At 65.9% G+C, this 25,563-nt stretch carries 24 protein-coding genes and 1 pseudogene; 7 read left to right on the top strand and 18 right to left on the bottom strand.

Annotated elements, in window-relative coordinates:
* Window positions 1-835: 835 nt before the first annotated feature.
* Genes MJQ72_RS19475 through MJQ72_RS19455 form a run of 5 tightly spaced genes read right to left on the bottom strand, consistent with a single transcriptional unit; the run spans window position 836 to window position 5,365 of the window.
* Window positions 836-2,041 (bottom strand): beta-ketoacyl synthase, encoded by a 1,206-nt coding sequence (locus MJQ72_RS19475; protein WP_240600784.1) that lies wholly within the window; start codon window positions 2,039-2,041, stop codon window positions 836-838.
* Window positions 2,041-2,271: an acyl carrier protein gene (locus MJQ72_RS19470; RefSeq protein WP_240600783.1), complete on the bottom strand. Its 231-nt coding sequence runs from the start codon at window positions 2,269-2,271 to the stop codon at window positions 2,041-2,043. The genes MJQ72_RS19475 and MJQ72_RS19470 overlap by 1 nt, the downstream gene beginning before the upstream one ends.
* Before the next feature lie 15 nt (window positions 2,272-2,286).
* Window positions 2,287-3,285: a beta-ketoacyl-ACP synthase III gene (locus MJQ72_RS19465; protein ID WP_240600782.1), complete on the bottom strand. Its 999-nt coding sequence runs from the start codon at window positions 3,283-3,285 to the stop codon at window positions 2,287-2,289.
* A 14-nt stretch (window positions 3,286-3,299) separates the two neighbouring features.
* On the bottom strand, window positions 3,300-3,779 hold the full coding sequence (locus MJQ72_RS19460; protein WP_240600781.1) for an SRPBCC family protein: 480 nt from the start codon (window positions 3,777-3,779) through the stop codon (window positions 3,300-3,302).
* Window positions 3,761-5,365 carry an aldehyde dehydrogenase gene (locus tag MJQ72_RS19455; RefSeq protein WP_240600780.1) on the bottom strand — a complete coding sequence of 535 codons (1,605 nt, stop codon included), beginning with the start codon at window positions 5,363-5,365 and terminating at the stop codon, window positions 3,761-3,763. Before MJQ72_RS19455 ends, MJQ72_RS19460 begins: the two co-directional genes overlap by 19 nt.
* A gap of 460 nt (window positions 5,366-5,825) precedes the next feature.
* Between MJQ72_RS19455 and MJQ72_RS19450 the strand changes: the two genes are divergently transcribed.
* From MJQ72_RS19450 to MJQ72_RS19440, 3 genes are all read left to right on the top strand, one after another.
* Entirely contained in the window at window positions 5,826-7,106 is a 1,281-nt protein-coding gene (locus MJQ72_RS19450; protein WP_240600779.1) for a hypothetical protein, read from the top strand.
* 720 nt (window positions 7,107-7,826) lie between these two features.
* Window positions 7,827-8,546 carry a helix-turn-helix domain-containing protein gene (locus tag MJQ72_RS19445; RefSeq protein ID WP_240600778.1) on the top strand — a complete coding sequence of 240 codons (720 nt, stop codon included), beginning with the start codon at window positions 7,827-7,829 and terminating at the stop codon, window positions 8,544-8,546.
* A complete protein-coding gene (locus MJQ72_RS19440) occupies window positions 8,483-9,100 on the top strand; it encodes an IS30 family transposase (RefSeq protein ID WP_240601370.1) in 618 nt (205 codons plus the stop codon). Before MJQ72_RS19445 ends, MJQ72_RS19440 begins: the two co-directional genes overlap by 64 nt.
* Window positions 9,101-9,112: 12 nt before the next feature.
* Here MJQ72_RS19440 and MJQ72_RS19435 read toward each other — a convergent pair.
* The 4 genes and pseudogenes from MJQ72_RS19435 to MJQ72_RS19420 form a co-directional block, all read right to left on the bottom strand.
* A pseudogene (locus MJQ72_RS19435) lies at window positions 9,113-9,655 on the bottom strand (transposase); the annotation flags it as partial.
* A 66-nt stretch (window positions 9,656-9,721) separates the two neighbouring features.
* Window positions 9,722-10,504: a GAF and ANTAR domain-containing protein gene (locus MJQ72_RS19430; RefSeq protein ID WP_240600777.1), complete on the bottom strand. Its 783-nt coding sequence runs from the start codon at window positions 10,502-10,504 to the stop codon at window positions 9,722-9,724.
* Window positions 10,501-10,866, bottom strand: coding sequence for an ANTAR domain-containing protein (locus MJQ72_RS19425; protein ID WP_240600776.1), 366 nt, complete (start codon window positions 10,864-10,866; stop codon window positions 10,501-10,503). Before MJQ72_RS19425 ends, MJQ72_RS19430 begins: the two co-directional genes overlap by 4 nt.
* Window positions 10,867-10,882: 16 nt before the next feature.
* Window positions 10,883-11,206, bottom strand: a complete 324-nt coding sequence (locus MJQ72_RS19420; RefSeq protein ID WP_240600775.1) for a hypothetical protein — start codon at window positions 11,204-11,206, stop codon at window positions 10,883-10,885.
* Between the two features lie 251 nt (window positions 11,207-11,457).
* Here MJQ72_RS19420 and MJQ72_RS19415 point away from each other — a divergent pair, with 251 nt between their 5' ends.
* Window positions 11,458-11,937 (top strand): amidohydrolase family protein, encoded by a 480-nt coding sequence (locus tag MJQ72_RS19415; RefSeq protein ID WP_240600774.1) that lies wholly within the window; start codon window positions 11,458-11,460, stop codon window positions 11,935-11,937.
* Here MJQ72_RS19415 and MJQ72_RS19410 read toward each other — a convergent pair.
* On the bottom strand, window positions 11,876-12,439 hold the full coding sequence (locus MJQ72_RS19410) for a TetR/AcrR family transcriptional regulator C-terminal domain-containing protein (RefSeq protein WP_240600773.1): 564 nt from the start codon (window positions 12,437-12,439) through the stop codon (window positions 11,876-11,878). The genes MJQ72_RS19415 and MJQ72_RS19410 overlap by 62 nt on opposite strands.
* 166 nt (window positions 12,440-12,605) lie before the next feature.
* Here MJQ72_RS19410 and MJQ72_RS19405 point away from each other — a divergent pair, with 166 nt between their 5' ends.
* Complete coding sequence (locus MJQ72_RS19405; protein WP_240600772.1) at window positions 12,606-13,691, top strand: epoxide hydrolase family protein; 1,086 nt, start codon at window positions 12,606-12,608, stop codon at window positions 13,689-13,691.
* A gap of 60 nt (window positions 13,692-13,751) precedes the next feature.
* Complete coding sequence (locus MJQ72_RS19400; RefSeq protein WP_315860909.1) at window positions 13,752-13,952, top strand: epoxide hydrolase N-terminal domain-containing protein; 201 nt, start codon at window positions 13,752-13,754, stop codon at window positions 13,950-13,952.
* On the opposite strand, the gene MJQ72_RS19395 is transcribed toward MJQ72_RS19400, so the two are convergent.
* Window positions 13,922-14,386, bottom strand: a complete 465-nt coding sequence (locus MJQ72_RS19395; RefSeq protein WP_240600771.1) for an RICIN domain-containing protein — start codon at window positions 14,384-14,386, stop codon at window positions 13,922-13,924. The two genes, MJQ72_RS19400 and MJQ72_RS19395, sit on opposite strands and share 31 nt — an antisense overlap.
* 855 nt (window positions 14,387-15,241) lie before the next feature.
* Here MJQ72_RS19395 and MJQ72_RS19390 point away from each other — a divergent pair.
* Complete coding sequence (locus tag MJQ72_RS19390; RefSeq protein WP_240600770.1) at window positions 15,242-15,631, top strand: hypothetical protein; 390 nt, start codon at window positions 15,242-15,244, stop codon at window positions 15,629-15,631.
* Between the two features lie 212 nt (window positions 15,632-15,843).
* Here MJQ72_RS19390 and MJQ72_RS19385 read toward each other — a convergent pair whose 3' ends face one another.
* From MJQ72_RS19385 to MJQ72_RS19355, 7 genes are all read right to left on the bottom strand, one after another.
* Window positions 15,844-16,314: a hypothetical protein gene (locus MJQ72_RS19385; RefSeq protein WP_240600769.1), complete on the bottom strand. Its 471-nt coding sequence runs from the start codon at window positions 16,312-16,314 to the stop codon at window positions 15,844-15,846.
* A gap of 4 nt (window positions 16,315-16,318) precedes the next feature.
* Entirely contained in the window at window positions 16,319-17,212 is an 894-nt protein-coding gene (locus MJQ72_RS19380; RefSeq protein WP_240600768.1) for a DUF6192 family protein, read from the bottom strand.
* Between the two features lie 1,444 nt (window positions 17,213-18,656).
* Entirely contained in the window at window positions 18,657-21,098 is a 2,442-nt protein-coding gene (gene fxsT, locus MJQ72_RS19375) for an FxSxx-COOH system tetratricopeptide repeat protein (protein WP_240600767.1), read from the bottom strand.
* Window positions 21,099-21,219: 121 nt separating this feature from the next.
* Window positions 21,220-23,049 carry an ABC transporter ATP-binding protein gene (locus MJQ72_RS19370; RefSeq protein ID WP_240600766.1) on the bottom strand — a complete coding sequence of 610 codons (1,830 nt, stop codon included), beginning with the start codon at window positions 23,047-23,049 and terminating at the stop codon, window positions 21,220-21,222.
* Complete coding sequence (locus tag MJQ72_RS19365; protein ID WP_240600765.1) at window positions 23,046-23,474, bottom strand: lasso peptide biosynthesis B2 protein; 429 nt, start codon at window positions 23,472-23,474, stop codon at window positions 23,046-23,048. Before MJQ72_RS19365 ends, MJQ72_RS19370 begins: the two co-directional genes overlap by 4 nt.
* Entirely contained in the window at window positions 23,471-23,725 is a 255-nt protein-coding gene (locus tag MJQ72_RS19360; protein ID WP_240600764.1) for a lasso peptide biosynthesis PqqD family chaperone, read from the bottom strand. Before MJQ72_RS19360 ends, MJQ72_RS19365 begins: the two co-directional genes overlap by 4 nt.
* Window positions 23,722-25,515 carry an asparagine synthase-related protein gene (locus tag MJQ72_RS19355; protein WP_240600763.1) on the bottom strand — a complete coding sequence of 598 codons (1,794 nt, stop codon included), beginning with the start codon at window positions 25,513-25,515 and terminating at the stop codon, window positions 23,722-23,724. Before MJQ72_RS19355 ends, MJQ72_RS19360 begins: the two co-directional genes overlap by 4 nt.
* Between the last annotated feature and the right edge of the window lie 48 nt (window positions 25,516-25,563).

The raw sequence follows: 25,563 nt of genomic DNA, 5'->3' as shown, positions 1-25,563 counted from the left end.
GGAAGGTATTCGCCGTTCACCATGGATCGCCTGGCCGATTTCACTCCAATGACCCGCGGCAGCGGGTTGCTCATGACGCCCTTTGGCCAGTTGCTAGCACTTTTCGACAGAAACCCACAACAGCTTCGTCAGATGACGGGATGGTCGTGCCACGATGCCCGGAGCCGCGCGAACCTGAATCCCTCATCACCGGATCTTCGCTTGCCAGGCTCCAGCAGTGCGAATCCGGCGGTGCCCCGCATCGGCCGGCCAGCTTCTACTGTCCACTCGAGACCGTTCCGACACGCGACAATCGGCAGCACGACACACAATCAGAAACCGGTTCACGTTCAAGCACTTGTGCATATGAGACAACGCTAGTTGTCGCACCCGTACTCCACATCAGCGTCGGCCAGGTCCAATCCGAGCATCGCGATCAAGTCGGCGCTGTCGGCCTCGTCCCGCGACATCCGGCGGACTGTCCGCATGGCGCGGGCACGGACAGTCCCGTCCAGGGGGCTCACCAGCCCGACCCCATTCCCGTCTAGGAGGAGTTTGAGTGGGGCAGCTTTGGGTCGAGGTGATTTCTTTTCGGACATGTGCACCTCTTGGCCAAGATGACGCTGTTCGGGTAAAGGAGAGTCAATCTTCGCAGTCGCGACAGACCAGGCCGAGCACCGAAGCCAACCAGGCATCCCCCACGCGAATTTGGGCAACATTCGCCTGTGCCGGTTGGCTTCACGCCCGGTTACCAGGTCAACTGGACAAGACGGCCTCACGATGCGCCACACATCCCCCAGCTGACGGCCGCGTCCTGCTCAGGGGCTGCGCGATCAAGTCGACGCAATCGGCACAATTACGCCGACGCGATGGCCAAGACCGCGTTTTGTCCACCGAAACCGAAGGAGTTGGTCAGCGCCAACTCGACCGCGACCGAGGACGTCGTCATCGCCACGTCGATGTCGATCCCAGGATCCAGACGTGACAAGTTCGCGGTCAGGGGAACAATTCCGTGTTCGGCGGCGAGAACGGTGTAGATGGCCTCCACCGCCCCCGCGGCACCGAGGAGATGGCCGGTGACGCCTTTCGTAGAGGTAACGAGGGGCCGATGAGGCAGCACTCGGGCAAGCATCGCTCCTTCGGCGCGATCGTTGGCCACAGTGGACGTTCCGTGGGCATTGACATGGGAGACGTCGCGCGGAGAGGCACCGGCATCGTCCAACGCGGCGAGCAGAGCGGCCTCGCTGCCGAGACCTCGCGGTTCGGGCTTGGTAATGTCGTAGGCATCAGTGCTCAGCCCGTGCCCGACAACGCGAGCGTGCGCGGTGGCGCCCCGGGCCCTGGCGTCCGCGACCCGTTCCAAGACGAGCACGCCGGCGCCTTCGCCCGCAACGAATCCGTCGCGGTCCGCGTCGAAGGGCCGGGATGCCGTAAGCGGTTCGTCGAACCGCTCCGACAGCGCTCCCATCCTGCTGAACCCTGCCAGGAGCAGCGGCGTCAGCATGGCTTCGCTGCCGCCGGCCAACACGACATCACATCGGTCGAGTGCGAGGAGATCGCAGGCCATGGCGACCGACGTGGCGCCTGAGGCACATGCTGTGGCCACTACGAGATTGGGCCCGTGCGCGCCGAACTGCATCGCCACCTGGCCGGCGAGCATATTGGGCAGGTGCATCGGCAAAAGCAGCGGGGACACTCGACGTGCTCCTTCGTCGAGAAACACCCGATGTTGCGCTTCGACGGTTGCCGGACCGCCGTCGGCACAGCCGAGGACCACGCCGACACGGGCCCCCTCCCAGGTACCCGGATCCAGCCCGGCATCGGCGATCGCTTCCGCCGCGGCCACGAGCGCGAACTGGACGAACGGGTCCAGGCGGCGAGCTCGGCGTGCTCCCAGCAAAGCGTCCGCGTCGAACCCGGTCACGCGGCAGGAGAGCTGCGACGCTGTGGCGTCCCAGGCGGCGGATGGCTTTCCCGCGCATACCGCCGCCCAGTTCACCGGGACGCCGACACCGACCGGAGTCACCAGGCCCAGCCCGGTGACCGCCACCTCGATGCCCATCAGACTCTCGTGCTCCGCTGCTCCATGAGTCGCGCGATGTCGCCGAGCGTGGCGGCACTCTTGATCTCGTCCTCGCTGATCTCGATGCCGAATTCCTTCTCCAGCACCATGGACAGCTCGACGATCGTCAGCGAATCGAGGTCGGCATCCTCCGGTGTCACCTCGGCTCTGACCTCCGCCGCCGGGATCTTCAACTTGTCGACCAAGATTTCCTGTAGTACCTCGAACATACCGGTCATTCCTTTCTACTCATGGTGTTCGGACGGGCGAACGGCCGGCACGCCGGGCCAGGTCAGGGTCGTCGCACCCCACGCCAGCCCGCCTCCGAAAGCCGTGAGCAGTACGCGCTGACCGAGTGTCAGCAGACCGTCCGCGGCGGCTTGTGCGAGCAGCAGCGGGATCGATGCCGAGCCGGTGTTGCCGACAGTCTCGATGTTGGACAGCACGCGGTCAGGCGGCAGGCCGAGCTCGTCACCGAGTACGCCGATGATGCGTGCGTTGGCCTGATGCGCGACGAGCCGGTCGACGTCCGCCGGTTGCCACCCGGCCGCCCCAAGGGCTTGCCGGGACACTTCCGACATGCGACGCACGGCTTGCCGGAACACTTCATGGCCCGCCATCTGGAAGTACCCGTCTCCGGGCACCTTCGGCGTGCGCTGTCTGGACCCACCCGCGGGAATCTGGATCAGGCTCTCGGATTCACCGTCACTGCCGAGCACGACCGGTCCGAGTGCTCCATATTCCCCGGCAACGCCCGCACGCAGAACGACGGCCGCGGCGCCGTCACCGAAGATGACCGCGGTGGAGCGGTCGAGCGGGTCGACGATCGAGCTGTACACCTCAGTGGCGACCAGCAGCACTTGGTCGACATTCCCCGCTGCGACAAGGCCGGATGCCACGAAGAGCCCGTAGAGGAATCCGCTGCACACCGCGGAAACGTCGAAGGCCGGGACCGTGCCGAGACCCAGCCGGGCGGCTACGACGGGGGCCGTCGCCGGCAACGGCCGGTCGGGGGTCGACGTGGTAAGCACGACCGCATCCACTTTCGACACCTCGGCGGATCTCAAAGCCCGAGAGCCCGCTTTGACGGCCAGGTCGGAGGCTGCGACACCAACCGGGGCAACATGGCGTTGCCGGATCCCCGTACGGCGGCGGATCCAGTCGTCCGAGGTGTCCAGCCGATTCGCGAGGTCCGCGTTGGTCACCAGACCCGGCGGCAGCCAAGCCCCGATGCCGGCGAGCACGCACGCACGCACGGTTACGAGTCCTGCCGCGCGAGTTCGAGGTGTTCGACGTGCCCCCGCGGCGCCATTCCGAGGACCGCGCGCGAGATGGTCGCCGTGATCGCCGTCTCCGCGATGGGGTCCAGAATCGATTCCATGCTGGGGATCCCGAAGTCGAAGCCGACCTCGAACCGAACTGCCACGCCGTCGCCTGCGTCCCGGAAGGCCCAGCGCCCAGCAAAGGACGCGAAGTCGCCGTCGGTCAGCGCGAACCGGATCTCCCTGTCCTCGGGATAGGAACGAATCTCCTCGTTCCACCGCAGCGTACCGGTGCGGAAGTCGAGCCATCTCGGCCGCACGCCCGAGGTGATCAGTGGAGCGGCATTCGACGCCTCGCTGTTCCATTCCCAGCTGGCGCCGGTTTCGGGAGCGGGAAGTTCCCATCGCAGGACGGCGTCGTAGGCCTCGTTGATTCGTGCCTTCTCGAAGATGATGTTCACTGTGACCTGTCGCATGCGCTGCGTTCACCACCGTCCAGTTTTCTGCCCAAGATCTCGCGCTGCGGGCTGACGTCGCTGGCGACGGCCACGCCTTGCAAGTGCGAGGTCCTGAACATCGGATAGTTGGCCTCACCGAAAGCCCCGCCGGTGAGCCCCGTGCCGCCATGGCTGGGTACATAGGGCAGGAAGCCGATATGGGAGTCATTGACTTTGAGCAGACCGCCATTGCCGACACCTGCGATGAACGCGTCGATCACGTCCGGAGAACGCGTCCACAAAGAGTTACGTAGCCCGTATTCGTTCGCGTTGACGAATTTCAGGACCTCCTCCAACAGGTCGTCTCCGATATCCAGCTCGGCAACGACGATGGGAAGCAGCGGGAAGAACGTTTCTTCGCGCACCACATCATGGTCCCGCGCGTGGGCGAGCCCTTCGACACGGACTACGGTGGGCTGCAGGAAGATCCCGGTATCGGACGGGTTTCCGTCCGCCTCGATCCGCGCTCCGCCACACACCAGCCTGGACCCCAGCTTCGTCGTCTGGTCCAGGAGCGCGAAAAAGCGTTCTGTGCGGCGCACCGGGGAAAGCAGCACGTCCTCGTCATCCGGGTCCCCAGGCTTGATCCTGGCCGCCTGCTGGGCGACCAGGTCGATCAGTTCGTCGGCGATCGCCGGGTGTGCCACCACGTAGTTGGGCACCATGCAGATCTGGCCCGAGCCGTAGAAACACTCGGCGATGGCCTCGGCCGCGTGTTCGAGGTCCGCGTCAGCCCACACGACCACGCCATCGTTTCCGGCAAGTTCCAACACCGGCTTCTTACCCTTGGCGATGCACTCCTGCTCGAGCTTCAGCCCTTCTTCGACACTTCCGATGTAGAAGATGTCGTTGACAAGCGGGCTGTCCACCCACTGCCGCAGCATTCGGCCGGGGTTGCCACACAGGAGGTTCAGCGTGCCGGGCGGCGCACCGAGCTCATCAAGCAGCGGCACGGCCAGTTCGCGCAACACGTACATGGTGCTCAGCGCGATGCTCCGAGGCGCACGGACCACCACCGCGTTACCCGCCATCACCATCAGCATGGCCAGCGCGGCGCTCGGCGCGGGCGCGTTCTGGGGTGGGTTGAGGCAAACCACACCGTCCGGCCGGCGCCGCACCTGGAGCCTACGTCCGCCGTGGCCGAACTCGGCATACATGTTCCGCTGGTACCACGAACAGCTTTCCTCGCTGTACACCTCGAGCAGGCAGCTCAGTTCCCATCGGGCGAGGGCGATCGGGTGAGCCTCGGCGACCAGGAGCCTGAGAAACTCGTCCTCATGCTCCTGGAGTTTCTTCCGGAAGGCCGCACCCAGCCGCATCCGGCGTTCCATCGGCACACGCGCCCACTCGGGCGCGGCCTTCGACGCCGCCTTCAGTGCCTGTTCCACGTCCTGGTCGCCCGCGACCGCGCAGCGACCGACTACATAGGGATGCTGCGCGGCGGCCGAATCGGCATCCTGTTCCAGCGTTCGTTTGAGGCTGATACTGGTGAAAGCATCATGCAGGAGCGAACGTGAGCTGACGGTGTAGACCCAGCCGACACCTTCCGAGTCCTGGCCGGACACGTAAAGTGGGTAACTGAGCGGCGGCGTTTCCCGCGAACCAGCAGAGTGCGGCGCTGAAGAGGAATCGAAGGCGACCAAGCTCATATTGTTTCTCCGGAGCTCGAGACTGTCCGCTGTCACGCGGCGCCATCGAACTGCCGGGAGAGGCATACTCCCCGCAATGACCTCGCGTTGACCAAGAAGCTACTTACCGGGGTTGAGTGTGGTCCAGCGGCCACACAGCACATGTCCCATTGAGACATAGACAGGCATTAAACGCGCCTCACACGTTGACATGCGCTGCACCGCACCATAAAATCCGCACCGCTTCGAGGGCTGCCGCACTTTGGGACACACTTCAAGATCATATTTCTTGCCGGGGCCGAAGAGACTGTCAAAATCGGATGCCTGAGGGCGCAGCGGCCACATCGACCGCTTCGGGGCCGACCTCGACGATGACGACTCGATTGACATCGAGGAGGTGCTTGAGGAGGTGCTGGAGCGTCACGGGACGGCGGTACTGGCACGCTGCCGGGGCGCGGAGGTGACACTGGACGTGGATACCTTCTTCAAGGACGACCAGGGGCGGCTCCACACCACCGAGGAGGGCGCCTCCGCGAGCATGGTACAGCCGGTGACATTCGGGTACCCGGAACTGGTTCTGTGGGTCATGCCGCACCTGCCCGGCGAGGTGCGCGATATTTCGCTGGAAGAGGGCAGGGCTATCTACCGGATGGTGAGCCAGGCGATGGCCGAGGTCCCCGGAGCTGGGGGTGATGGGCCGAACACGGCGCTGGCGGAGGTGCTGCGCCCGCAGGATGGCTGGGAAATGACCGCGTTGGGTCGTGCCGCCCGGATCGGACCTTTGGCATTGGGGTCTGATAGGGGGCCTTGGGTCCAATTCAATGTGGGCGTCCCCGCAGAGACGGGTTACCTGTTCGGGCAGTATCTGCAGGCGCACACATTCACTGCTTTTGGCGTGCACACACTGGCCCACCGCCGTGACGGGCTAGCATTCGCCGATGAGGTCACAGCCATGTATCTGAGCTGGCGTGCCCTGAAACACATCTCGGACCAAATCATGGACCGTGCCATGAGCTTGGTCGAGGTGGCGGAGCTGTCGGTGCAGGCCGTGCGCTCCCACGTGTTCTCGGCGTACATTCATGCTGCAGCACTCTTCACATACCCCACCAGCTGGGATCCGGTGAAGTACCACGCAGCCGAGCTGACCCGACTCGAGCCCAAGAAACTGCGTCGAGCTCTGCCTGACCAGTCCCAGGAGTTCCTGCGGCTGTTCTCAGAGAAGATCTGTCGCCTGGCGATAACCAGGGTCACCGAGCGGCTGCCGGACCGTGTCGCTCATGCGGAGTCCCAGTCCGTCACGACCACGGAGGAGACGCTGCGAGACAGTGACGACAAGACGCGCTTGTATTGGGAGGCAACACTAACCGACCAGCACGATCACCGGGACGTGATGAAGTATTGCTTCGATCGGATGACTGTGCTGGACGATTTCGACGTGGTCGACGACATGCCGTTGGTGGTGAAGGAAGTACGGGCCCACGGGGACAGGAAATACCCGACCTACACCGAGATGGCCAGGGCACAGGATCAGATCGCGGACGCGGCCACGCACGCTTACGTGGTCGCCAAAAGATTACACAATCCTACACCTGAGATGCTGGCCGACTTCGAAGCGGCCTTGCAGGAACTGCGTGCTCACGGGGCAAGGCTAGGGCCAGGTGGCGGGGGCACCCAATGACGGCGGCGATCGGCGGTACGCGTTCCAGCCGCGCCCTCAACGATAGCCGGGATACCCGTGATAACAGGCCCGCCGTGACCCACCGACCACCGGCACATCCTGCAGGTCAAACGCGCAGCTCAGGCATATCCGCCCGATTTTCGGCGGATACTACGGCGACCCCGAACCCACGGATCGAGCACCGGTCCTCGGTGGATTGGCCCCTTGGGGCTCACGGCGAGGAACCCTCACTCTCGCTGAACTCGAGGCAGCCGAATCGTGCCGTAGTGGTGGCCACGGCGGAGCGCGAAGTCGTCGACGCCGAGCACCCTGGGCGCATCCGAGTCCGGGTCGACGAGTCCTGCACCAGCTGCTGTCCTGGCAGCATCGCCATGGCTACGCCGCAGACCTTCACCATGGCCTCCGCGCAGAGCACTATCGACCCTGCACGAAGTCGGCCCCCGTTTATCGCGGCGGCCGTGCACTGCATCCCGGCCCACATCCACCAGATTCGAGCCGGTTCATCGCTTACGGGACGTCTTCGCTGGTTCCTCTCGTATGCCCTCTCGTCTCGCTTGCCGAACCCGACCCGTCTGGCAGTACCAAGCCGTCCCGGCGTTGTCAGGGCTGCTCCCACCCTCCCCGGCGTTCCCCGGATCAGGCTGCCCTCAGCTCCAGCCCAGCCGCTGCGACGGCCAGACGGTGGAGGTCTCTCACCTCCACTCGGTTACATGGCGCCTCGTGGCGCACGATCGCGTCGATGAAGATCACCGGATAGACCGCTTGAGTTCTATCGGTCGTTGCGAATCTCGACAGGATGGGATTCGCATGCCGAGGTACGCGTGGGACAAGAGGCCGGTGGTGGTCAAACGCCGGTATTTTCAGCTGATCAGGACCGGGATGTCGGGCTCGGCGGCCGCCGAGCGGGTGGGCGTGTCGCTCAGCTGCGGGTCGTTGTGGTTCATCGACGCTGGCCAGGTGAACTTCGTGGACAAGCCCATCAGCCCGCGGCTTCTGAGCCAGGACGACCGGATCGAGATCGCCGACGGGCTTCATCGCGGCGACGCGGTCAAGGCGATCGCCGCCCGGATCGGCAAGAGCTCTCAAACCGTGTACCGGGAGATCAACCGAAACCGCAAGCCCGACGGTCGTTATCAGCCCTGGTATGCGCACAATCAGGCTCACCTGCGCCGCCGACGCCCCAAACCGCGCACGTGTGCGGTCAACACCGGGTTGCGCGAGGCGGTGGCCGGCAAGCTAAGCAAGCATTTGTCTCCGGCTCAGATCAGCCGGTGGCTGCGCCGCCGTTACCCGCGTCGCCCAGGTTCGCATGTGTGCCACGAGACGCTCTACGATGCGATTTACCGTGGCCTGATCGCCCGGCTGCGCAAGCGACCTTGCGGACACGGCGGACCTACCGGCATCGCCGCGGCCGGGGCCGAACTCGAGATGGCGCCTTGAAACAGCCGACCGCGATGCGCTCGATCCGGCAACGACCCGCCTCGGTCGAGTCACGACGCCAGATCGGCCACTGGGAAGGCGATCTCCTCGTCGGGGCCGGGCAGCGGTCCGCGATTATCACGCTGGTGGAACGCAAAACCCGGTTCACGATCCTGCGTCCACTCGCGACGGACCACAGCGCCCAGACGGTCGGCGACACCCTGATCCGCACGTTTACCCGCCTCCCAGCCGGGTTGTGCCGCACACTGACCTGGGACCAGGGCAACGAAACGTTCCACCATCACAGGATCGAGCTCGGCACCGGATTGAAGATCTACTTTTGCGATCCGCACGCACCCTGGCAGCGCGGCAGCAACGAAAACACCAACGGCCTCCCCCGCCAGTACCGCCCCAAGGGCACCGACCTGAGCGTGTGGACCCGTGGCCAGCTCGATCACATCGCCAGCGAACTCAACGACCGGCCGCGATTGTGTCTCAACGACAAGACCCCACACGACCTCATGCAACAATGGGAACGTCGACTCATAGCCAAGATCATTCGCAACGATCGGTAGAAACCGCCCCGGGTCCAGCGGCCGGTTCTGCCACTCGACCATGCCCTCGACCACCTTATCGGTGATGGTGGAGATGGTCTGCCGCGACACCTCGACACCTTAAACCTCGGCTTGATGCGCGGAGATCTCTCCGGTGGTCAATCCCATGGCAGCCAAAGAAATCACCATCTCGTCGACACCAGTCAGGCGTTTCTGCCGCTTCGCGACGATCTTCGGTTCGAAGCTGGCGTCTCGGTCACGGGGCACGTCGACCTGCACAGGCCCGACGTCGGTCAGGACAGTCTTGGAGCGGGTGCCGTTGCGTGAATTGCCGGTCCCGCGGCCAGCTGGGTCGTGCTTGTCAGAGCCCAGGTGATCGGCGATCTCGCCGTCCAGCGCGGACTCCAGCAACCGCTTGGTCAGCTGCTGCAATACCCCGCCCTCGCCGGTCAGCTTCAACCCACCGGCCTTGGCACGGCTCACCAACTGCTCGACGAGCTGGTCGTGCAGACCAGCCAAACCCATCTCTGGCTTCGAGTCCTCAGCGTTCTCCACGCCGGACATCATGTCGGTCATCAGATGCACTTCCATGATCGGGAGTTACACAGAACGTTTTACAGTCCCCAAGAAACCCGGGGCGGTTCAGTTGCGGAGGGGGGCGTGCGGGGGGGGGAGGTCGGTGGCCGGAAGTTGTTTGGTCACGATGTCGCGGGCGACTTCGACGAGGCGTCGGTTGTTGCGGCGGGAGTAGTTGCGGATGAGGTGGAAGGCGTCATCGAGGGAGACGTTGGCCTCGCGCACGAGGAAGCCTTTGGCTTGTTCGATGGTGATCCGGGAGGTGAGGGCGCGCTGGAGCTGGGTGCTGAGGATGCGGGAATCGCGGAGGGCGCGTTCCTGCAGGAGGCTGATCGCGGCGATGTCGGCCAGCGCGCGGGCGATGAACATGTCAGCGTCGGTGAACGGGGCTTCCGTGACGTGGAACAGGTTGAGCGCGCCGATGGTCTCGTCTTCCAGTGTCAGGGGCACGGCGGCCATCGTGTGGAATCCGGCAGCGAACACGGCGCGCGCAAAGTGCGGCCAGCGTGCACGGGCGGCCTCGCCGCTGCCTTGGACGGCGGCGCGAGTGGCGAAGGCGTCTTGGCATGGTCCTTCGGCGCGTTGCAGCTCGACCAGTTCCAGCAGCCGGGTTTGTTCGGTGGAGGCCGCGATCACCTGGAGTACGCCGTGTTCATCGACCAGGGCCACCCCGGCGGTTTCCGCGGGGGTCAGCAGTACCGCGTGGGTGGTGAGCCGGTGCAGGAACTCCACCACGTCGAACTGGTGGATCAGGGTGTTGGCCAGTTCTACCAGGGCGCGGGCCAATAGCGCCTCACGGCCGAGGTCGGCCTCGGCGGTGGGTTTGGGGGATCCGGGTGCGGAGTTCATCGCGGTAACCTCACCGTTCCGCTCAATATTTGATGGGCGAGTTCGTACAACGATGTGCCGGTGGACATCGCGTGCGCGCGCAGCCGGGACAAGGCCTTACCCACACTGATGTCCAAGTCTGCGCACAGGTAGCCCGAGGCTTGGTGCACCGCCATCGACTCACCGGCGATGTCGGCGAGAAGACCGTCGAGGGCGTCATTCCCGTTGGAGCTGGAGTGCATCAGCAGCAGCGCTTTGGTCGCGACGTCGGCGGCGAGCAGCACGTCGGCCAGCATGTCCTCGGTCAGGGCGCCGGGACTGTCCCAGGTCAGGTCCAGGCTGCCGATAGTGGTGCCGGCCGACTGGAGCGGGACCGAGGTCACCGAACGGATCCCGGCCTCATTCGCGATGGTGCTGAACCCGGGCCACCGCCGCGTCGTCGAGGTCGGCGACCGGCACCACCTGGCCGCTGTCATAAGCGTCCAGGCACGGACCCTCGCCCATCGTGAACTGCAGCCGGGACAACTCCCCGCCGCGTGGTCCGGCGGAAGCGACCAGGTGAACCGCCCTGGTGGACGTCATCAGGCTCAATGCCACGTCGCTGGCCCCGGACCGGCGCAGGCAGTAGTCACACACCCGCCGCGCCGCGTCCGCCGCGTCGATCAGACCGCCATCGGAATTGATCTCAGCGAGGACCTGCCACCGGCGCCCGTCCAGAGACATGACCGGCATCCCTTTCAGCCAGGCAGAACTGTCGCAGGCGGGGACCCGGCCCGTAGCCTGCCTCCAGAATCTATCCGCCCGGACAAACCAGCAAGGGTCTTCCGTCACTTCCTGGCCGACTGGCCGCGCCGACAGGCCGTCGGGACGCCAGGAACGCGACACCCCGGAACAGCCACGGCTCCGGGTGTCCACTGACCGAGGCCAGGTCGCCGGCGTCGTGGCCGGATCTCAGGCAGGGTGTCGTCGCGAGCATGCAGCCATCCACTGCCACTTCACCAGGGCCGACCACACCGACAACTGGTCGTCCCGCCTCGGCCGCGAACGCGCCGACCGAGCCCGGCGGAGTCCCCGTCGTCCTGGGCTCCGACTGGCCGGTCGCCCAGTTCGACCGGCGCCGGGTCCTCGCCGCGGCCCGGCTGTGCCGTCCGCCGGGCGAGCCCGACGTCCCACCCGTGCGACCGCGGCAGGGACTCACCCCGCTGATGGCGCTCGAGGGCTACACCCGCCTCGCCGCCGCGGCCGCCGACCGCACCGGCACGATCACCGCCGGAGCGGCGGCCGACCTCACGGCCTTCGCGCTCGCCCCCCTGCGCGCCGATCCCGACGAACTGGCCGACGCGCCCATCGCCCTCACCGTGGTGGCAGGTGCGGTGGTACACCGCACCTGCCCTACTCGATTCGCCCGGGAAGCGCTCGCCTTGCTTCGACTCTCGCCCGAATCTGTTCGATGAGCAGCTGGACGGCCGTCACGAAATTCTGCGGGTCGTCGAGCCCGACGAACCGCGGGGCGACCCGAGCGATGTTGGGATAGCGGTCAGCAGGCAGGGTCAGGTAGTCCGTCTGCCAGGCGCGCAGGTCCGCTTCCCGGACATCCGGGGGCAGCGCGGCCAGGCTGGCGTCCATGGCGCTGTAGGACAGCACGGCGTCGGCGAAGACCCGGTGGTACCGGGCCGCGTCGGTGTCGTTCAGCCCGGCCCGGCGCATGCAGTCGAGTTTGCGTTCGACGGTACGGAATTCGTTCTCCCGGCGCGCGGTACGTGCCGCCGAGAGGGCCCCGACGCGGGGATGGCGGAGAAACGCGTCGTGCGTGTGGATCGCGATCTGCATGAGGTCGTTCGCCCAGTCGTCGGCGGGCGGCGGGGTGTTCGCCAGTTCCTCTTCGTGCGAGGCGTTGACGAGAGCGAGCAGCAGTTCGTCCTTGTTCCGGAAATGAAGGCCGAACTGACGTGGCACCGTGCCCGTTCGGGTGATCTGGGACCGGTTCTGACCTGCGTAATCCTTACGTGGCCTCTAGCTTGCTCGTCATGAGCGCTGACGTCATTCCGTTCCGGATCGAGATCCCGCAGGCCGATCTCGATGATCTGGCGGACCGTCTGGCCCGCACCCGCTCGCCGCATCAGTGCCCGGCGCCGGGTCCGACCGGGACCACGGCATCGCCCCCGATTACCTGCGGGAGCTGGCCGGGTGGTGGGCCCACGGATTCGATTGGCGCGCCCACGAGGCCAAACTGAACAACTACGCGCAGTTCGTCACCGAGATCGACGGGCAAACCATCCATTTCCTGCATCTGCGCTCACCCGAGCCGGACGCGACCCCGCTGCTGCTCAACCACAGCTACCCCACCTCGTTCGTGGAGTTCCTGCACGTCAGCGGGCCGCTGACCGATCCGCGGGCCTATGGCGGGGACCCGGCCGATGCCTTTCATGTGGTCATCCCGTCGCTGCCCGGGTTCGTCTTCTCCAGCCCGCTGTCAGCACGCGGCTGGAACCTCGACCGCACCGCCCTGGCGTTCGGGGAGCTGATGACCCGTCTGGGCTATGACCGCTTCGGTGTTCAGGGCGGTGATATCGGTGCAGGCGTCACCGGCCGGGTGGCGGCACTGCTGCCCGAGCGGGTGATCGGCGCGCACACCCACGGCGACCGGCTCCAGCTCGGCATGGTCGGCGAGGACTTCCCCGTTCCCGACGGCCTCAGCGCCGTCGTGCGTAAACAACTCGAAGCAGCACAACACAGCTGGTCGCAGATGAAGGGCTACCGGGTGCTGCAGTCCACCGAGCCCAACGCGCTTTCCGCGGGCCTGGCCGACTCCCCGATCCTGCAGCTGGCCTGGATCGCCGAAAAGTTCGAGGAATGGGCCCACCCCGCCTCCCCGATCAGCCGCGACGACGTCCTGATCACCGCGAGCCTGTACTGGTTCACCCGCACCGGCCCCGCGGCGGCCGACTTCTACTGGGAAATGACCCACGCCCCCAACACCAGCTGGGGCGGGTCTTCGCCGGTGCCGTTTCACTGTTCTACTGCGACCCTCTCCTGCGCAAGGCCCTCGGCCCAGGCGAGGGCGGCGCCTTCTTCCGCGACCACCCCGAAGGCGGGCACTTCCCTGCCTTCGAAGTCCCCGACCTGTTCGTCGACGACATCCGCGACTTCTTCCGGCAGCTCCGCAACGGACCTCGCCCCCTGCGTGCCGAAAGGTGATCTTCCGTGACCGGGTCAGCCGGCATTCGTCGCTTCCGCGTCGACATTCCGCAGGGGCGGCCTCGATGACCTGTATCGGCGGCTGGACGCGGGGCGCCGGCCCGATGAGGCACCCGGCGTGGGGCGGGCCCAGGGCATCCCGCCGGGCTATACGCAGGCCCTGGCCCGGTACTGGCGGGAGGGCTGTGACTGGCGAGCCGAGGAGGTCGCATCCATGAAGGCGGGAAGGCCTTTGGGCTCCTACGCCACTGCGGTGAACCGCCACTGCTGATTGGTCCCGAGGTGACAGGGCCATTGGATCAAGTGGGCACCGTTGCCCTGCGACGCCCCTTCAACATCCAGGCACTTCCCGCTGTGCCTGACCACGAGCCGATAATAACCGTTGCCGAGGTACACGAACCGCCACTGCTGATTGGTCCCGAGGTGACAGGGCCATTGGATCAAGTGGGCACCGTTGCCCTGCGACGCCCCTTCAACATCCAGGCACTTCCCGCTGTGTCTCACCACGAGCCGGTAGTAGCCGGAGCCGGCTGCGACAGGGGTCCATTGCTGGTTCTGGTTGTAGTGGCAGGGCCATTGGATCAGGTGGGCACCGTTGCTCTGCGACGCCCCAGCGACGTCCAGGCACTGGCCACTGTGTCTCACATTGATCGCGTACCGGCGGAACTGCTCGGGCTGGGGAGGGGCATCGATTGTCGCCGCCATCGCGACTGCGTCTTGCCGCTCAGCGGTTTCCGCACCCCACGCAGGTGGGCTGCCCATGACGGCGATGCCCGTGAAGAATATTGTCAGAACGATCCCGAATCTTTGTCGTCGGACAGTGTGGGATTGAGTCGTTCGCATGCCTGTCCTCCTGCCGGAGAGTTTCCTGATGAATCGAACTATCTATCGTGGACCGAATGGCTCACGACCAGTAAAGCCAGTCTGCGTCAATGGGCCTGGAAGCGCCAAGTGGCCATGCCGGGGGCTCCTTGACGATCAACGTCATTTTGGAACAGTCCAGCCGTACCGAGGACATCGGATTGGTATTTGTAACGAGACTGGGCGTACGTGGTGAGGTCACCCCATGCCAATGCCGGGTGGTTTCCTTTCGGGAACGTGGCGAAGCGGGGATGATGCGGCGAGTATCGATCACACCGTGCCGCAGATGTATCTGCGGCGGTTCGGTTGACGTCCGAAGCCAAGCAGCCGCGAGTGGTTCATTTCCACCCGACACGTCGAGCGACTCGATCGACCGTTCACGATGAACATCCGAAAGGTCGCCGCGGTCACAGACTCTTTACGGGAAGCGAGTCGAAAGGTTGCTGTGCAACCTCGAGACCAGGGCGGTGTCCGCGTTCGACACCATATTGGAGGGCCCGCGCGGAGCCTTGCCCGGTCCTGGACAATGGCCATTGGGCAGGGAGGAACGTGCGGCACTCGCCTGGTGGATCGCTGCCAAATCGTACGTACTGTTCGTCAGCGGAAGCGCTTGCAGCACCTCTCAGGCGAAGAAAACGAAGCACTGGAGCTTCCCCAGTCGATCAAGCCTTGGCCGGTCGCGATAAACACGTCCAGTTCATGGCGAACCAGATCGCCCACCTGAGCTGGGTGATCTTCGATCGCCCGTGGGGCCTCGGCTTCAGCGACCTGTGCCTATGGACGGGAGATGTTCCCGTCCTCCCGGTGAACGGCCAGGACCATGAGAACCAGCTCCTGGCGACATCCTTCTGGAACGTCGTCTTACCGCTCGCCCCCCATCGTTTCCTGATCCTGCCCAGCTGGCGAATGCGAAAGGAAGACCCGAGGAAGCGTGTCGACCATCTGCTCAAGTTGACCGACGGGGTCGGACAGATCATCAGCAATATGATCTTCGACGCCGCCGGCTCGCAAGTATTCTGCCAAAGGCCGACGAAGAACCCGGAGGGCGCCCAGCCGAATTGTCGCCATGTCGCTGGCAAGGTTCGGTGAGTCCCTGCCATCGCAGGCGCGGTCACGTCAGGCCCACAGGCCACGCAGGCGCCGGCGAAGTGGATCGACGCCGAGTTGATGGTCCATCTGGATTCGCGTTTCTGCCGGGGTGACTGGCCGCAGGACAGGGACAGGCAGCAGCGACGCGATCAGCCGCCACTCGACCCGGTGGCGACTGAAGGGTGGCGGGACACAGATCGTCATTGGCGCGGTCACGAGCCGACCCGCCGTCGGCTCGGCCGGGCCCGCGCCGCGTCCGGGCGCTGCTCGGGCGGTGGTTCGAGCAGCGTCAACGCCTTGAACCCGGCCTTGAGCCCGTTTAGCTGGTCGTGCACTAGCCCGATCCACTCCTCCTTCGGCGTCTGCCCGAAATGCGGATCGACAGTCGCGGCGAGGAACCGGGTGATCCGATGCAGGTTCATCTTGAACTGCGCCATCTCGTAGGCGATCAGCTCCTTTACAGGCGGGTCGAGCCGGTAACCTTCACCGCGGGTCCAGATCAGCGGCTGAAGGTGTTGCGCGGCAAGGAAATCTCGCAGATAGGAAACCCCGCGCCGGACCTGCGCCAAGCTGAGTCCCGTCGCGGCGATCAGCTGCTGGGTGGTCAGCCCTACCGGGCGGGCTTCCAACAGGGCGACCCGGATCTGCTCGGCGCACACGGGCGACGGAAGCGCGCGTCTCACGATGTCACTCGCCGCGCAGTAGCTTCGCCAGCCCTTCGTCCATCGACATTTCCCCAGTTGCCACCGAGCTCTCGATCCAGTCGGCGGTAGAGCGGACCCGAGCGACGTTCGTCGCGATCGTCGCCGTCTCCTCCTTGCTGAACCGGTGCCCACGCAAGTTCGGCAGCACCCGCGAAACCGAAGCGACGAACACCGAGCACGCCCCGACCAGCTCTACGAACCCGCCGGTCCGGCTCAGCTGCTCGAGCACCGGGGTACGCTGGCGGGCGATCTGCTCAGCCTGCTGCGCATGGTCGACCTGGGCGCGGTTGACCGCGTGCCGGGCGGTGTGGTCGGTCATCGCCCGTGACGCGACTTCCGGCCGCCGTAAGAGGTCCGTCGCCACCACTGCCGCAACTTCGTCGTCGCGGGCCAGATCGTGAATCCTGTTGACCTTCTCCTGCGGCGACTGAGGAGTGTCCACCGCCCAGCCGACGACCCGTTTCGCCGCGTCCGGGGTCCACCGGTAATCGCCGGTGCACTTCAGCAGCGGCGGATCGGCCAACTGCCGGGCCCGTTCCTCGGGCTCGGGGATCGAAGCCAGGATACGGAACACGCTGTACGACACCAGTCGATTCCGACGGCGGATACGTTTGTCCGGCCAGCGCGAGGATACCCACCGATAGCCGCGGACCGTGGTATAGGCCAAACCGATGTCCTCGGCGAACATCGCCAAGGCCTCCGACACCGGCATCGGCTCGTCCCCGGCAGCGCCGCCGTGGTCACGCATCGGCTCGATCTCCAGCGCCGAATCCCCGATCGTGAACCGGCTCGTCGTTCCCGCCTCGACCGCCTCCCGGCTCACCTGAACCAGCTGGTCATAGCGGCGCCTGGTCACGTTCCCGATCTTCGAGCCCACGGTGATCACTTCCTAGCTACCCGGGCGCGGCGAGGGGTTCGCCGGAGAGGACCCGGCACGGTGGCAGCGGTCAGTGTCCAACCGGATCGCCTGCGAGAGATACCCCCATTCGGGGACTTATTTCCGCAGGTCATCCGCGATCTTCACTGATTTCGGGGAGCCGTTCGTTCTGCCGTCACGGTGACGGTAGAACGAACGGCTAGCCGCTGCCGGTATGCCCTCGTCCGGCACCGCGGCGAGCAATACGTCGCCGACCGCCGGTGCTCCACCCCTGGCGACCACTCCGTCCCGCACTCCGGGCACCGCGCCCGACCGGACTCCGACGCGGCCCTGATCGCGGCCACCTTTATCCTGCTCGTGGCCACCCATCTCCAGTGCAAGGCCCGGCACTTCGTGCCGCAGTACACCGCGTCCCGCCGCGCAGACGCCCGCAACCGGCATCCACAACTCGGACACCACCGCTGCTCCGGGGCCGCCTGCGCCGGGCCGCTCACCAGCCACAACCCGCCAGCATTCCGTCGTCCCACCCGGCAACGGTAGGACCCGGCGGTCGTCCGCACCAGCGGCGACACACCCGATGAATGTTCAACGGCGCCCCTCGTCCAGCCCCCTGGTGGCAGGGTTGTAATGCGGGTCGTCCTTGCAATCGTTCATGATCCCCGTCTTGGTGATTTTGTCGACGTACAGGGAGGACTGATTACAAGAAGGCACTTGTCGATGTCGTATTGGCCGTTGACGACGTCTCCGGGGAGGAACCCCTCCGCTAAGACAACGGAAGGCTCGCGGCTGTCGAAGCGCTAGAGGGTGCCGCAGGTCTTGCGCCAGACGGGCTCCGGGGTGATGCGACCGTCGGTTCCGCCCGAAGACTGCCCCTCAGGTTTCCGCACAAGATGGTCGCTCACCGCCATAGCTCCCGATGCAGCCATATCCTCGTTTCAGTGCCCGCTCCAGCCCGTCCGATAGCTGCGAGCCTCCCGAACCACAGCAGCGGCAACCAGCACCAGTCTGGCGCCGGCGCTGTGAATCGCTCGATGGCCTCGTCGAAGGTCACGATCGCACGGGACGCAACACCTGCGCGAGGCTTGGCCAAGGTGATCGGCAGCCGATGTGGAGACGACAGGGCCGGTACCCCAGTCGGCACCTGTACGCCAAGGTCGCGAGCACGGTACCTGCGGAATAGCGGGGTATGCCCATCCGCCTCTCTGGTCCATAGTGGACAGCCAGGTTTCGCCGTTGTTGTCGGCCAGAGTGCCTCCGTCCCCGTTGAACGTGGCTCTGGCGAAGGTATATCGCAGCATTTAGGGGCGGCTCCACGTACAGGGGGAGGGACGTGGAGCCGCCCGGTGAATCGTGGCACGATCCCCGGACAACGTCACCATCTGTACCCCACAAGGGGACTCTGTTGTCGAGCTGTGCCGGTGACACCCGGCCGCCCCGGGCACGCTCACATCGGGATCTGGTCGATGTCGCAGTTGGCACGGATACCGCGGCCGGCCGCCTGTGTTCCGGGGTGGGCCTCACCCAGGATCCGGCGGTACCGCGCCAGGATCGGGTCGCGGAACGGCGCGGCCTCCTCCGTCCGGCCGAGCGCGGCCAGATCCAGTCCCAGGTTGAACGATGCCGCCAGGACCGTGGGGTGGTCCTCGCCGAGTACCTGCGTGCCGCGCTCGATCGCGTCTCGCCCCAGCTCGACCGTCCGGTCGAGCTCGCCCACCGCCGCCAGGTCACTCGCCAGGTTGATCGCGGCGATGATGGCGTAGGGATGGTCCGGGCCGATGGTGGCACGGAACTGCTCGAGGGCACGTTCGTCGAGGACGCGCGCGGCCGCCGGGTCGCCCATCAGCCGGAGGGTCACCGCCAGGTTCACGTTGGCCACGAGGGTATGCGGGTGATGTTCGCCGAGACCACGCCGGTACCGCTCGAACGTCTCTTCGCCGAGCTTCCTAGCCGCGGCCAGATCACCCGAGTGGCGAAGATCGATCGAATGAGCCAGCGCGGAGGCCATCGTCGTGCCGTGGTCATCGCCATAAGCGAGCCGGAACCGTTTGAGGACCTCCGTGGACAGGCCGAGCGCCCCCGGGTGGTCACCGTCCTTCCTCCTGGCCATCGCGAGCAGGAGCGAGTTACCCGCCGAGTCCAGCTGGTCCGGACCGAAACGGGCGATGAAGCTCTCCGTGAGCCGCTCTTGCTGGATCCGGGCCTGGCCGTACTCACCCGCCTCGCGCAAGTCCACGTTCCTCGAGCTGTTGACGCTGAAGGTGCGGACATGATCGCGGCCGAGGACCTCGATCCGCCGCCGGAGAGTGTCCTGATCCAGCTCCAGCGCCTCCCGGTAGGCGCCGGCCAACCGGAGGCTGATCCCGTGCTGGAACGCGGCGTAGAGCGTCTCCGGGTCGTCGTCGCCGAACATCCGCTTGGCCTTGTGGAAGATCTCTTCGCTCAGCTTGGTCGCTCCCGCGAAATCACCCTGGGCCCGGAGATCGATCGTGATGTTCCGCTGAAGCGCGAAGGTCTCCTCGTTCTCCTCGCTGGACATCTGCATGCGCAGTGCGAGAGTGCGCTGGTTGAGCTCCGCGGCTTCGTCGTACCGGCCGACCGCCCACAGGTAGAGCCCGAGCCGCGACGAGACTTCGAGTGTCTGCGGATGGGTGGGGCCGAGGGTCTCGGTGAAGCGCTTGCGCGCTTCGAGGCCGAGCCGCGCCGCTTCTTCGTGATCGCCGTACTCGAACAGGTAGCGCATCAGGTTGATGTAGAGCTGACGCGGCCAGTCGTTGTCGCAGTCCAGGACGTTCGCCGCGTAGGCGTGCGGCAGCAGTTCGCGGTAGCGCGACCAGTGCCTGCTGGACTCGGGGTCGTTGGGGTCGAGCGCGGCGAGCAGCTGGTGGGCGCCGTGCTGCATCCGCGCGTGCACCTGCCGGGCCATCACCCGGTTGCGCAGCACCAGCTGCACCAGCCGATGCAGCTGGAGGGTGTTGTTCCCGTGGTCGATCTTGGCCAGGCCATAACGGTTGATGTCACGGATGGCGCGGGCCAGCTTGATCGGATCACGCAGCGCCGCGTCGAGCTCGGGCGAGATCGACACCCGGTTGACCCCGGTCAGCAGGTCACGCGAGATCGGTTCCGGCGAGAAGAAGGCACAGATGTGCAGGATCTGATGAGCCGCCGGGTTACGGGTCTTCAATTCCTCGAACGAAACGTTCCACGCGGCGGCGACGGTGTCGAGTACTTCGTCGACCGACTCGTCGAACAGACGCAGATACTCCTGCACCGGCATCCCCGTCACCGCGCGCCAGGCCGCCGCCTGCTCCACGGCCAAAGGCAGATCACCGAGCTTCTCGGCGAGTTCCTCGGCGTCGGCCGGGTCGATCTCCGGACCGCGGCGGCCGAGCAGCTCGACGCTTTCCTCACGTTTGAACACCGCGAGTTCCAGCGGACGCGCGATACCCACCCAGTCGGAGTTCCGCGAAGTGATCAGGATTTCACCGGGACCATTGCGCGGGAAGAACGGCAACACCGCCTCCGGGCTCTCCGCAGCATCAAATACCAGGAGCCAGCGGCGGAACGGCTGCCCGGTCCGGAGTGCCTCGATCACCTCGGGCACTGCGGTATTCACCTCGGAAGCGATGCCGAGGACACCGGCGAGTTCCGTCAGACTGGCGCGGATCTGCGTCGTGAGCGCGGCGTCGATCCACCAGACAAGATCATAGTCCTGGAGATGCCGGTAGATGTATTCCGTGGCCACCTGCGTCTTGCCGATACCGCCGAGGCCGTGCAACGCCGACCGGACCACAGCCGTGGTACCGCCGTTCAGCCGTTTGGCCAGTTGCTTCAAGAGCTCGCCGCGACCGGTGAAAAGGGGATTGCGCGGCGGGACATTGCCGAACACCCAGGGCGGATCGTCCGTCTGACGGGCCGGAAACCCGCCGGCGATGACCGTTGTCGTACACGTGGCCGCAGTGGGAAGTTCAGTTGTCTCGGGCATCTCGGCGCTCACAGTCCTGCTTGATTCAAACTCGGCGTTCCGGAACAAGCGAGTCGTTCCCAGGCTCCCCTGCCAGGGTGTCAGCCTCAGGATCCGGGCCGGCGGAGAGGAGCCGCCGGTAGAGCGTGCTCGTCTGGAGCAAGTCCGTATGAGAGCCGACTGCCTCCACCCGGCCCTCATCGAGCACAATGATCTGATCCGCCGCACGTACGGTGGACATCCGGTGCGCGATCACCAGAAGCGCACGGTGCGTGGAAACCTCCCGCATCGTGTCGGTGAGAGCGCGCTCGTTGAGCATGTCGAGCTGGGAGGTCGGCTCGTCCAGCAACAGCAACGCCGGGCGGGCGAGCAGAGCCCTGGCAATCGCGATGCGCTGCCGTTCCCCGCCAGACAGGAGCGTGCCGTGGTCACCGACCTCGGTATCGAGACCAGCAGGCAGCCGTGCCACCAGTTCGGTGAGACATGCCTCGTTGACGACCCACAGCACCTCGTCCTCCGTCGCTTCAGGCACGGCGTAGGTGATGTTGTCGCGGAGTGTCCCATGCAGCACCGGTGCCTGCTGCTCCACAAGATTCACCAGGGTGCGGGCGTCCGCCCGGGTCATCGAACTCGCCGGGCGCCCGTCGAGCTCGATCTGTCCACGGTCCGGATCGTAAAAGCGTTCGATGAGCTCCAGCACCGTTGACTTGCCAGCCCCGGACCTGCCGACCAGCGCGACATGACCACGGCTGGGCAGGGCGAAAGAAAGTCCTTTCAGGACAGGGCGGTCACCATAGCCGAACCAGACGTCGCGAAACTCCACTACCGGGGGCTCGAGCACTCCTCGAGGTGACACCGCCTGACCACTCGTCAGTGCTCGGTCCTTCTCCCGTGGCATCGCGAAAACCTCGTTCACGCGATCCAGCGCCCCCAGGCCCCGCTGTGCCGTGGAAAAGGCGTTGAACAGTGACGACAGCGGCATCACCAGATAGGTGACATAGAGCAGGAACGCGACGAGATCACCCAGCGACGTCGTACCACTCGCGACCCGGAGCCCGCCGATGAGCAAGACGACCAGGACCGAACCGTTGACCGCGAGCTCGATGGCCGGCGCCACCGTCGAGTCCAGCCTGGCCAGCCGCACTCCGGCTCGATAGGCGTCGCGGGCATGAGTACCGACGCGTTCGATCTCCCTCCGCTCGGCCTGGCAGGCACGGACCGTCCGGATCGCGCTGAGCGCACGCTCGAGTGCCGCGGTCATGTCGCCGACGCTGGTCTGAGCCTCGTTGGAGGCACGTCGAATGCGTGCCAAGACCGCGAACACGGTGGCACCGGCAACGGCAACGGTGGCCAGCACGAGCAGGAACAGCTGGGGGTCGAGCCACAGCATCAGGACGACCGCGCCGGCGACACCGAGAGAATTCGTGACGATATCGGAAAAGCTGTGCGTCGCCGCCTCGCGCACCATTGACGTGTCGGTGTTCGCCCGGGAAATCAGGTCACCGATCCGCTGCCGGTCGCAGACCCGCATATGCAAACGCATCAACTGGGCCGTCAGTCGCAACCTGAGACCGAGCAGGATCCCTTCGCTCGTACGGTCCAGCAGAAACCGGCCGACGGCGTCGACGGCGGCCTGGGTGACGAACACCGCGAGAAGCGCGACCACCAGCCAGCTCGCGACCGCGCCGGTCTGCGCGGCGTCGATCACCTGTTTCACCAGCACCGGCTGGACCAGCCCGACGAGCGTGCCCAGCAGGGTCAGCAGGGTGGCGACGAAGACCTGCGGCCCGTGACCGCGCAGCAATCCCCACAACTGAGGCAAGCGAGTCAGCGAACCATCGCCGGCCGGGTCGGTACTCCGGTTCTCCTCGTTCACGAGGCCACCGGGGCAACGGTCATCAGGCGCCGGAAATAGTCGTCGGAGAACTCTTCCCCGACGAGGACGCCGTCCACCTCGATCCACGCGTGCGCGGCGAACGGGCCGACCTTCCGAGCGCCCACACACCAAGTCGGCCACACACCCCAGGCACGGCAGAGCAACGCGGTGGCGATGGATCGGGGAACACACCCCTGCGCGCCCCGGCACACGAGGCTCACCGTCGTGATCGCGTCACGTGCGGCCGACGCCTGGCCGAGGCCCGCCGGACGAGCTCCCCTGCGGACGTTGACGAGTACCGCCCGGATCCGCGCGGGTGGCAACAAGGCGAGCAGCCGGGCGAGCGCGACGGCTGCCCGCGCCAGCAGCCGCCGCGGCAAAGGGATTCCCTCGCCATACCGGGGCAAGGTCATCGGTGTGGTCATTTCTCCTCCAGAAGGCCGGCGTCGTGGAGCTGATCCAGAAGGTTGCTCACGCCGGTGGAAACGGTGTCGCGTTGCGCCGGATAAAGCTCGACCACCGCGTCGACCGCTTCGCCCTGGTCCTTGCCATCGAGCAGCACACCCATGGCCAAGGCGCCGGTCGGGTTGAGTGTCCAATACCGGCCACTCTGTTCGTCCAGCAGCACGGCACCGTAGTCGGTTTCACAGAAGACGACGTTCTTGGCCAGCTTCACGATCGCGGTCCTGCCTGTACTGACACTTTGAGTCGTCGAAGCCAGGCCTCGGCAGTGAAAGTCTGTTGAAGCGACTCGTGCGGCCGGGTGAGCGAAGGCGAATAATGGCTGGCTGCCCGCAACTGGTCAGCTTCGACGAGTCCCAGATCGGCGAGCCGGGAGTCCTCACACAACGCCATCAGGTCAAGATGGTTGGCACGCAACCCTGCCTCCTCCTCAGCGGAACTCTCCGCCTTGGTCGTACGTTCGAGCGAAGCCGCTGGGACGATCCCCCGCATGGCTTCCTTGATCAGCGGTTTGTACTCCCAGGGCGTGGACCGCTCATGCGCGCGGACCGCCAAGCACGCCTCGACGACCTGGTCGTCGAGAAAGGGCGTAGCGAACGGCACACCGGTCGGTCCCACCAACTGCCCGAACGATCGAGCGATCCGCGCGCTCGATCGGATCGCGAGGAGATCGGCGTGCTTGCTGGGGTCACCTGCCAGCGGGCGTACGGATTCTCGCTTCGCCCGAAGCATCCGGCGGACAAGATCGACGCAGTCGGGACTGACCCACGGCGGCAACCGTGGTGGCTCGTCCCAGTCGAACCTCGGAGACCGCAGCGCCTGTCGCGGATCGGTGATCCGTCCCGCAGTGCCTGCCCACCAAGAGCCGTACGAACGTGGTCGAAGCAGCTGCCACGCGACGTTCATGAGCGGCCAACGCCCCTGGGCGTGGTATGCCCGCAGCCGGGACAACGCGATCCACGGCGCCTTGCGAATCAGCGAGCGCAGATAGTTCAGATCACCTTCCAGGACCTCGTCGCCCCCGAAGCCGGTGAGGTGGACCCGCGATCCCAGCGCGGCCATCCGTTCGAAGGCCGTCAGTATCTGAGCCCGGTCTATCTGCCCGATGAAGGGCCGGTCCAGGCAGTCGTCCGCGGTGGCGATGCCCTGGTAAACCAAGGGAAGTTCGTTTCGGGGCAAGATCTCGTGCCCCACCCCGGGCAAGGCGGAGATCGCCCGCATAGCCCACGGCACGTCATCGTCAGCCGGGTCCAGACCGACCGTGGTGTAGGCGATCAGTTCAGCAGGACTGTCCACCGCGAGAAAGCACATCGAGGTCGAGTCGAGCCCGCCGGAAAGGTCGCAGCTCACCTTGCCCCCGGCGGAAGTCCTGACCGCGACCGCGTTGGTGAGTGCGAGGCGAAGCGCGCGTGCGCCGTCCGCGAGCGGCACCACCGGCTCCGGCGGCGACCACCACCGGAAGGTCGCCGGTCGTCCGGCCTCGTCGATCAACAGGAAGCGATCCGGTGGAACGGCTTCGACGCCCTTCCACATGGGGACATCGTCCAGCGGATATGGCGGCAACGGGTCCAAAAGCGACAGTGCCACCGCCTCGAGGTCCAGTTCGGTACCGAGCACTCCGGCGAGCACGTCGGCGCGGTCGGCGGCCAGCACTTGCCCGTCCACCATGGTCTGGAAGACCTGGCGAACACCGGCCGCCGTCCCCCGCACCAGAGATCGGCCGTTGACGTACGCGATCACGTGATAACTGCCGGGCAGCGAAGACAGCACCGCGTTGACAGCGGTGACATCGCCGGTCCTCGCGAGGATACCGGCGAGACGGGTGGCGGTGACGGACGCAGGCCCGATCACCGCCACCCGCGAATTCCCCGCCTCGGCCACCACGATCTCGTCGTCACTCCATTTGCCCACCAGCCAGGGGCGGCCGGAGTTGTGAGACACGGACGCCCGCCCCTGGGCGCGTAACAGCCTTGTGACCGTGCTTGTCACGTCGGCATCCGGCATGACGACGAACCATGAAGTGTCGGGCGCCAAGGCAGGGAAATCCATCAT

The sequence above is a fragment of the Amycolatopsis sp. EV170708-02-1 genome (assembly GCF_022479115.1).
Classification (GTDB): domain Bacteria; phylum Actinomycetota; class Actinomycetes; order Mycobacteriales; family Pseudonocardiaceae; genus Amycolatopsis.
Note: the sequence above shows the minus strand (reverse complement) of the source record. Positions and strands in the feature narration are given on the sequence as shown.

Coding starts and splice junctions, on each gene's coding strand:
- MJQ72_RS19475 (WP_240600784.1), bottom strand. CDS start 2,041: ATGGGCATCGAGGTGGCGGTCACCGGGCTGGGCCTGGTGACTCCGGTC.
- MJQ72_RS19470 (WP_240600783.1), bottom strand. CDS start 2,271: ATGTTCGAGGTACTACAGGAAATCTTGGTCGACAAGTTGAAGATCCCG.
- MJQ72_RS19460 (WP_240600781.1), bottom strand. CDS start 3,779: ATGCGACAGGTCACAGTGAACATCATCTTCGAGAAGGCACGAATCAAC.
- MJQ72_RS19430 (WP_240600777.1), bottom strand. CDS start 10,504: ATGAACTCCGCACCCGGATCCCCCAAACCCACCGCCGAGGCCGACCTC.
- MJQ72_RS19420 (WP_240600775.1), bottom strand. CDS start 11,206: ATGTCTCTGGACGGGCGCCGGTGGCAGGTCCTCGCTGAGATCAATTCC.
- MJQ72_RS19415 (WP_240600774.1), top strand. CDS start 11,458: ATGCAGCCATCCACTGCCACTTCACCAGGGCCGACCACACCGACAACT.
- MJQ72_RS19395 (WP_240600771.1), bottom strand. CDS start 14,386: ATGGCGGCGACAATCGATGCCCCTCCCCAGCCCGAGCAGTTCCGCCGG.
- MJQ72_RS19390 (WP_240600770.1), top strand. CDS start 15,242: ATGGCGAACCAGATCGCCCACCTGAGCTGGGTGATCTTCGATCGCCCG.
- MJQ72_RS19365 (WP_240600765.1), bottom strand. CDS start 23,474: ATGACCACACCGATGACCTTGCCCCGGTATGGCGAGGGAATCCCTTTG.
- MJQ72_RS19355 (WP_240600763.1), bottom strand. CDS start 25,515: ATGCCGGATGCCGACGTGACAAGCACGGTCACAAGGCTGTTACGCGCC.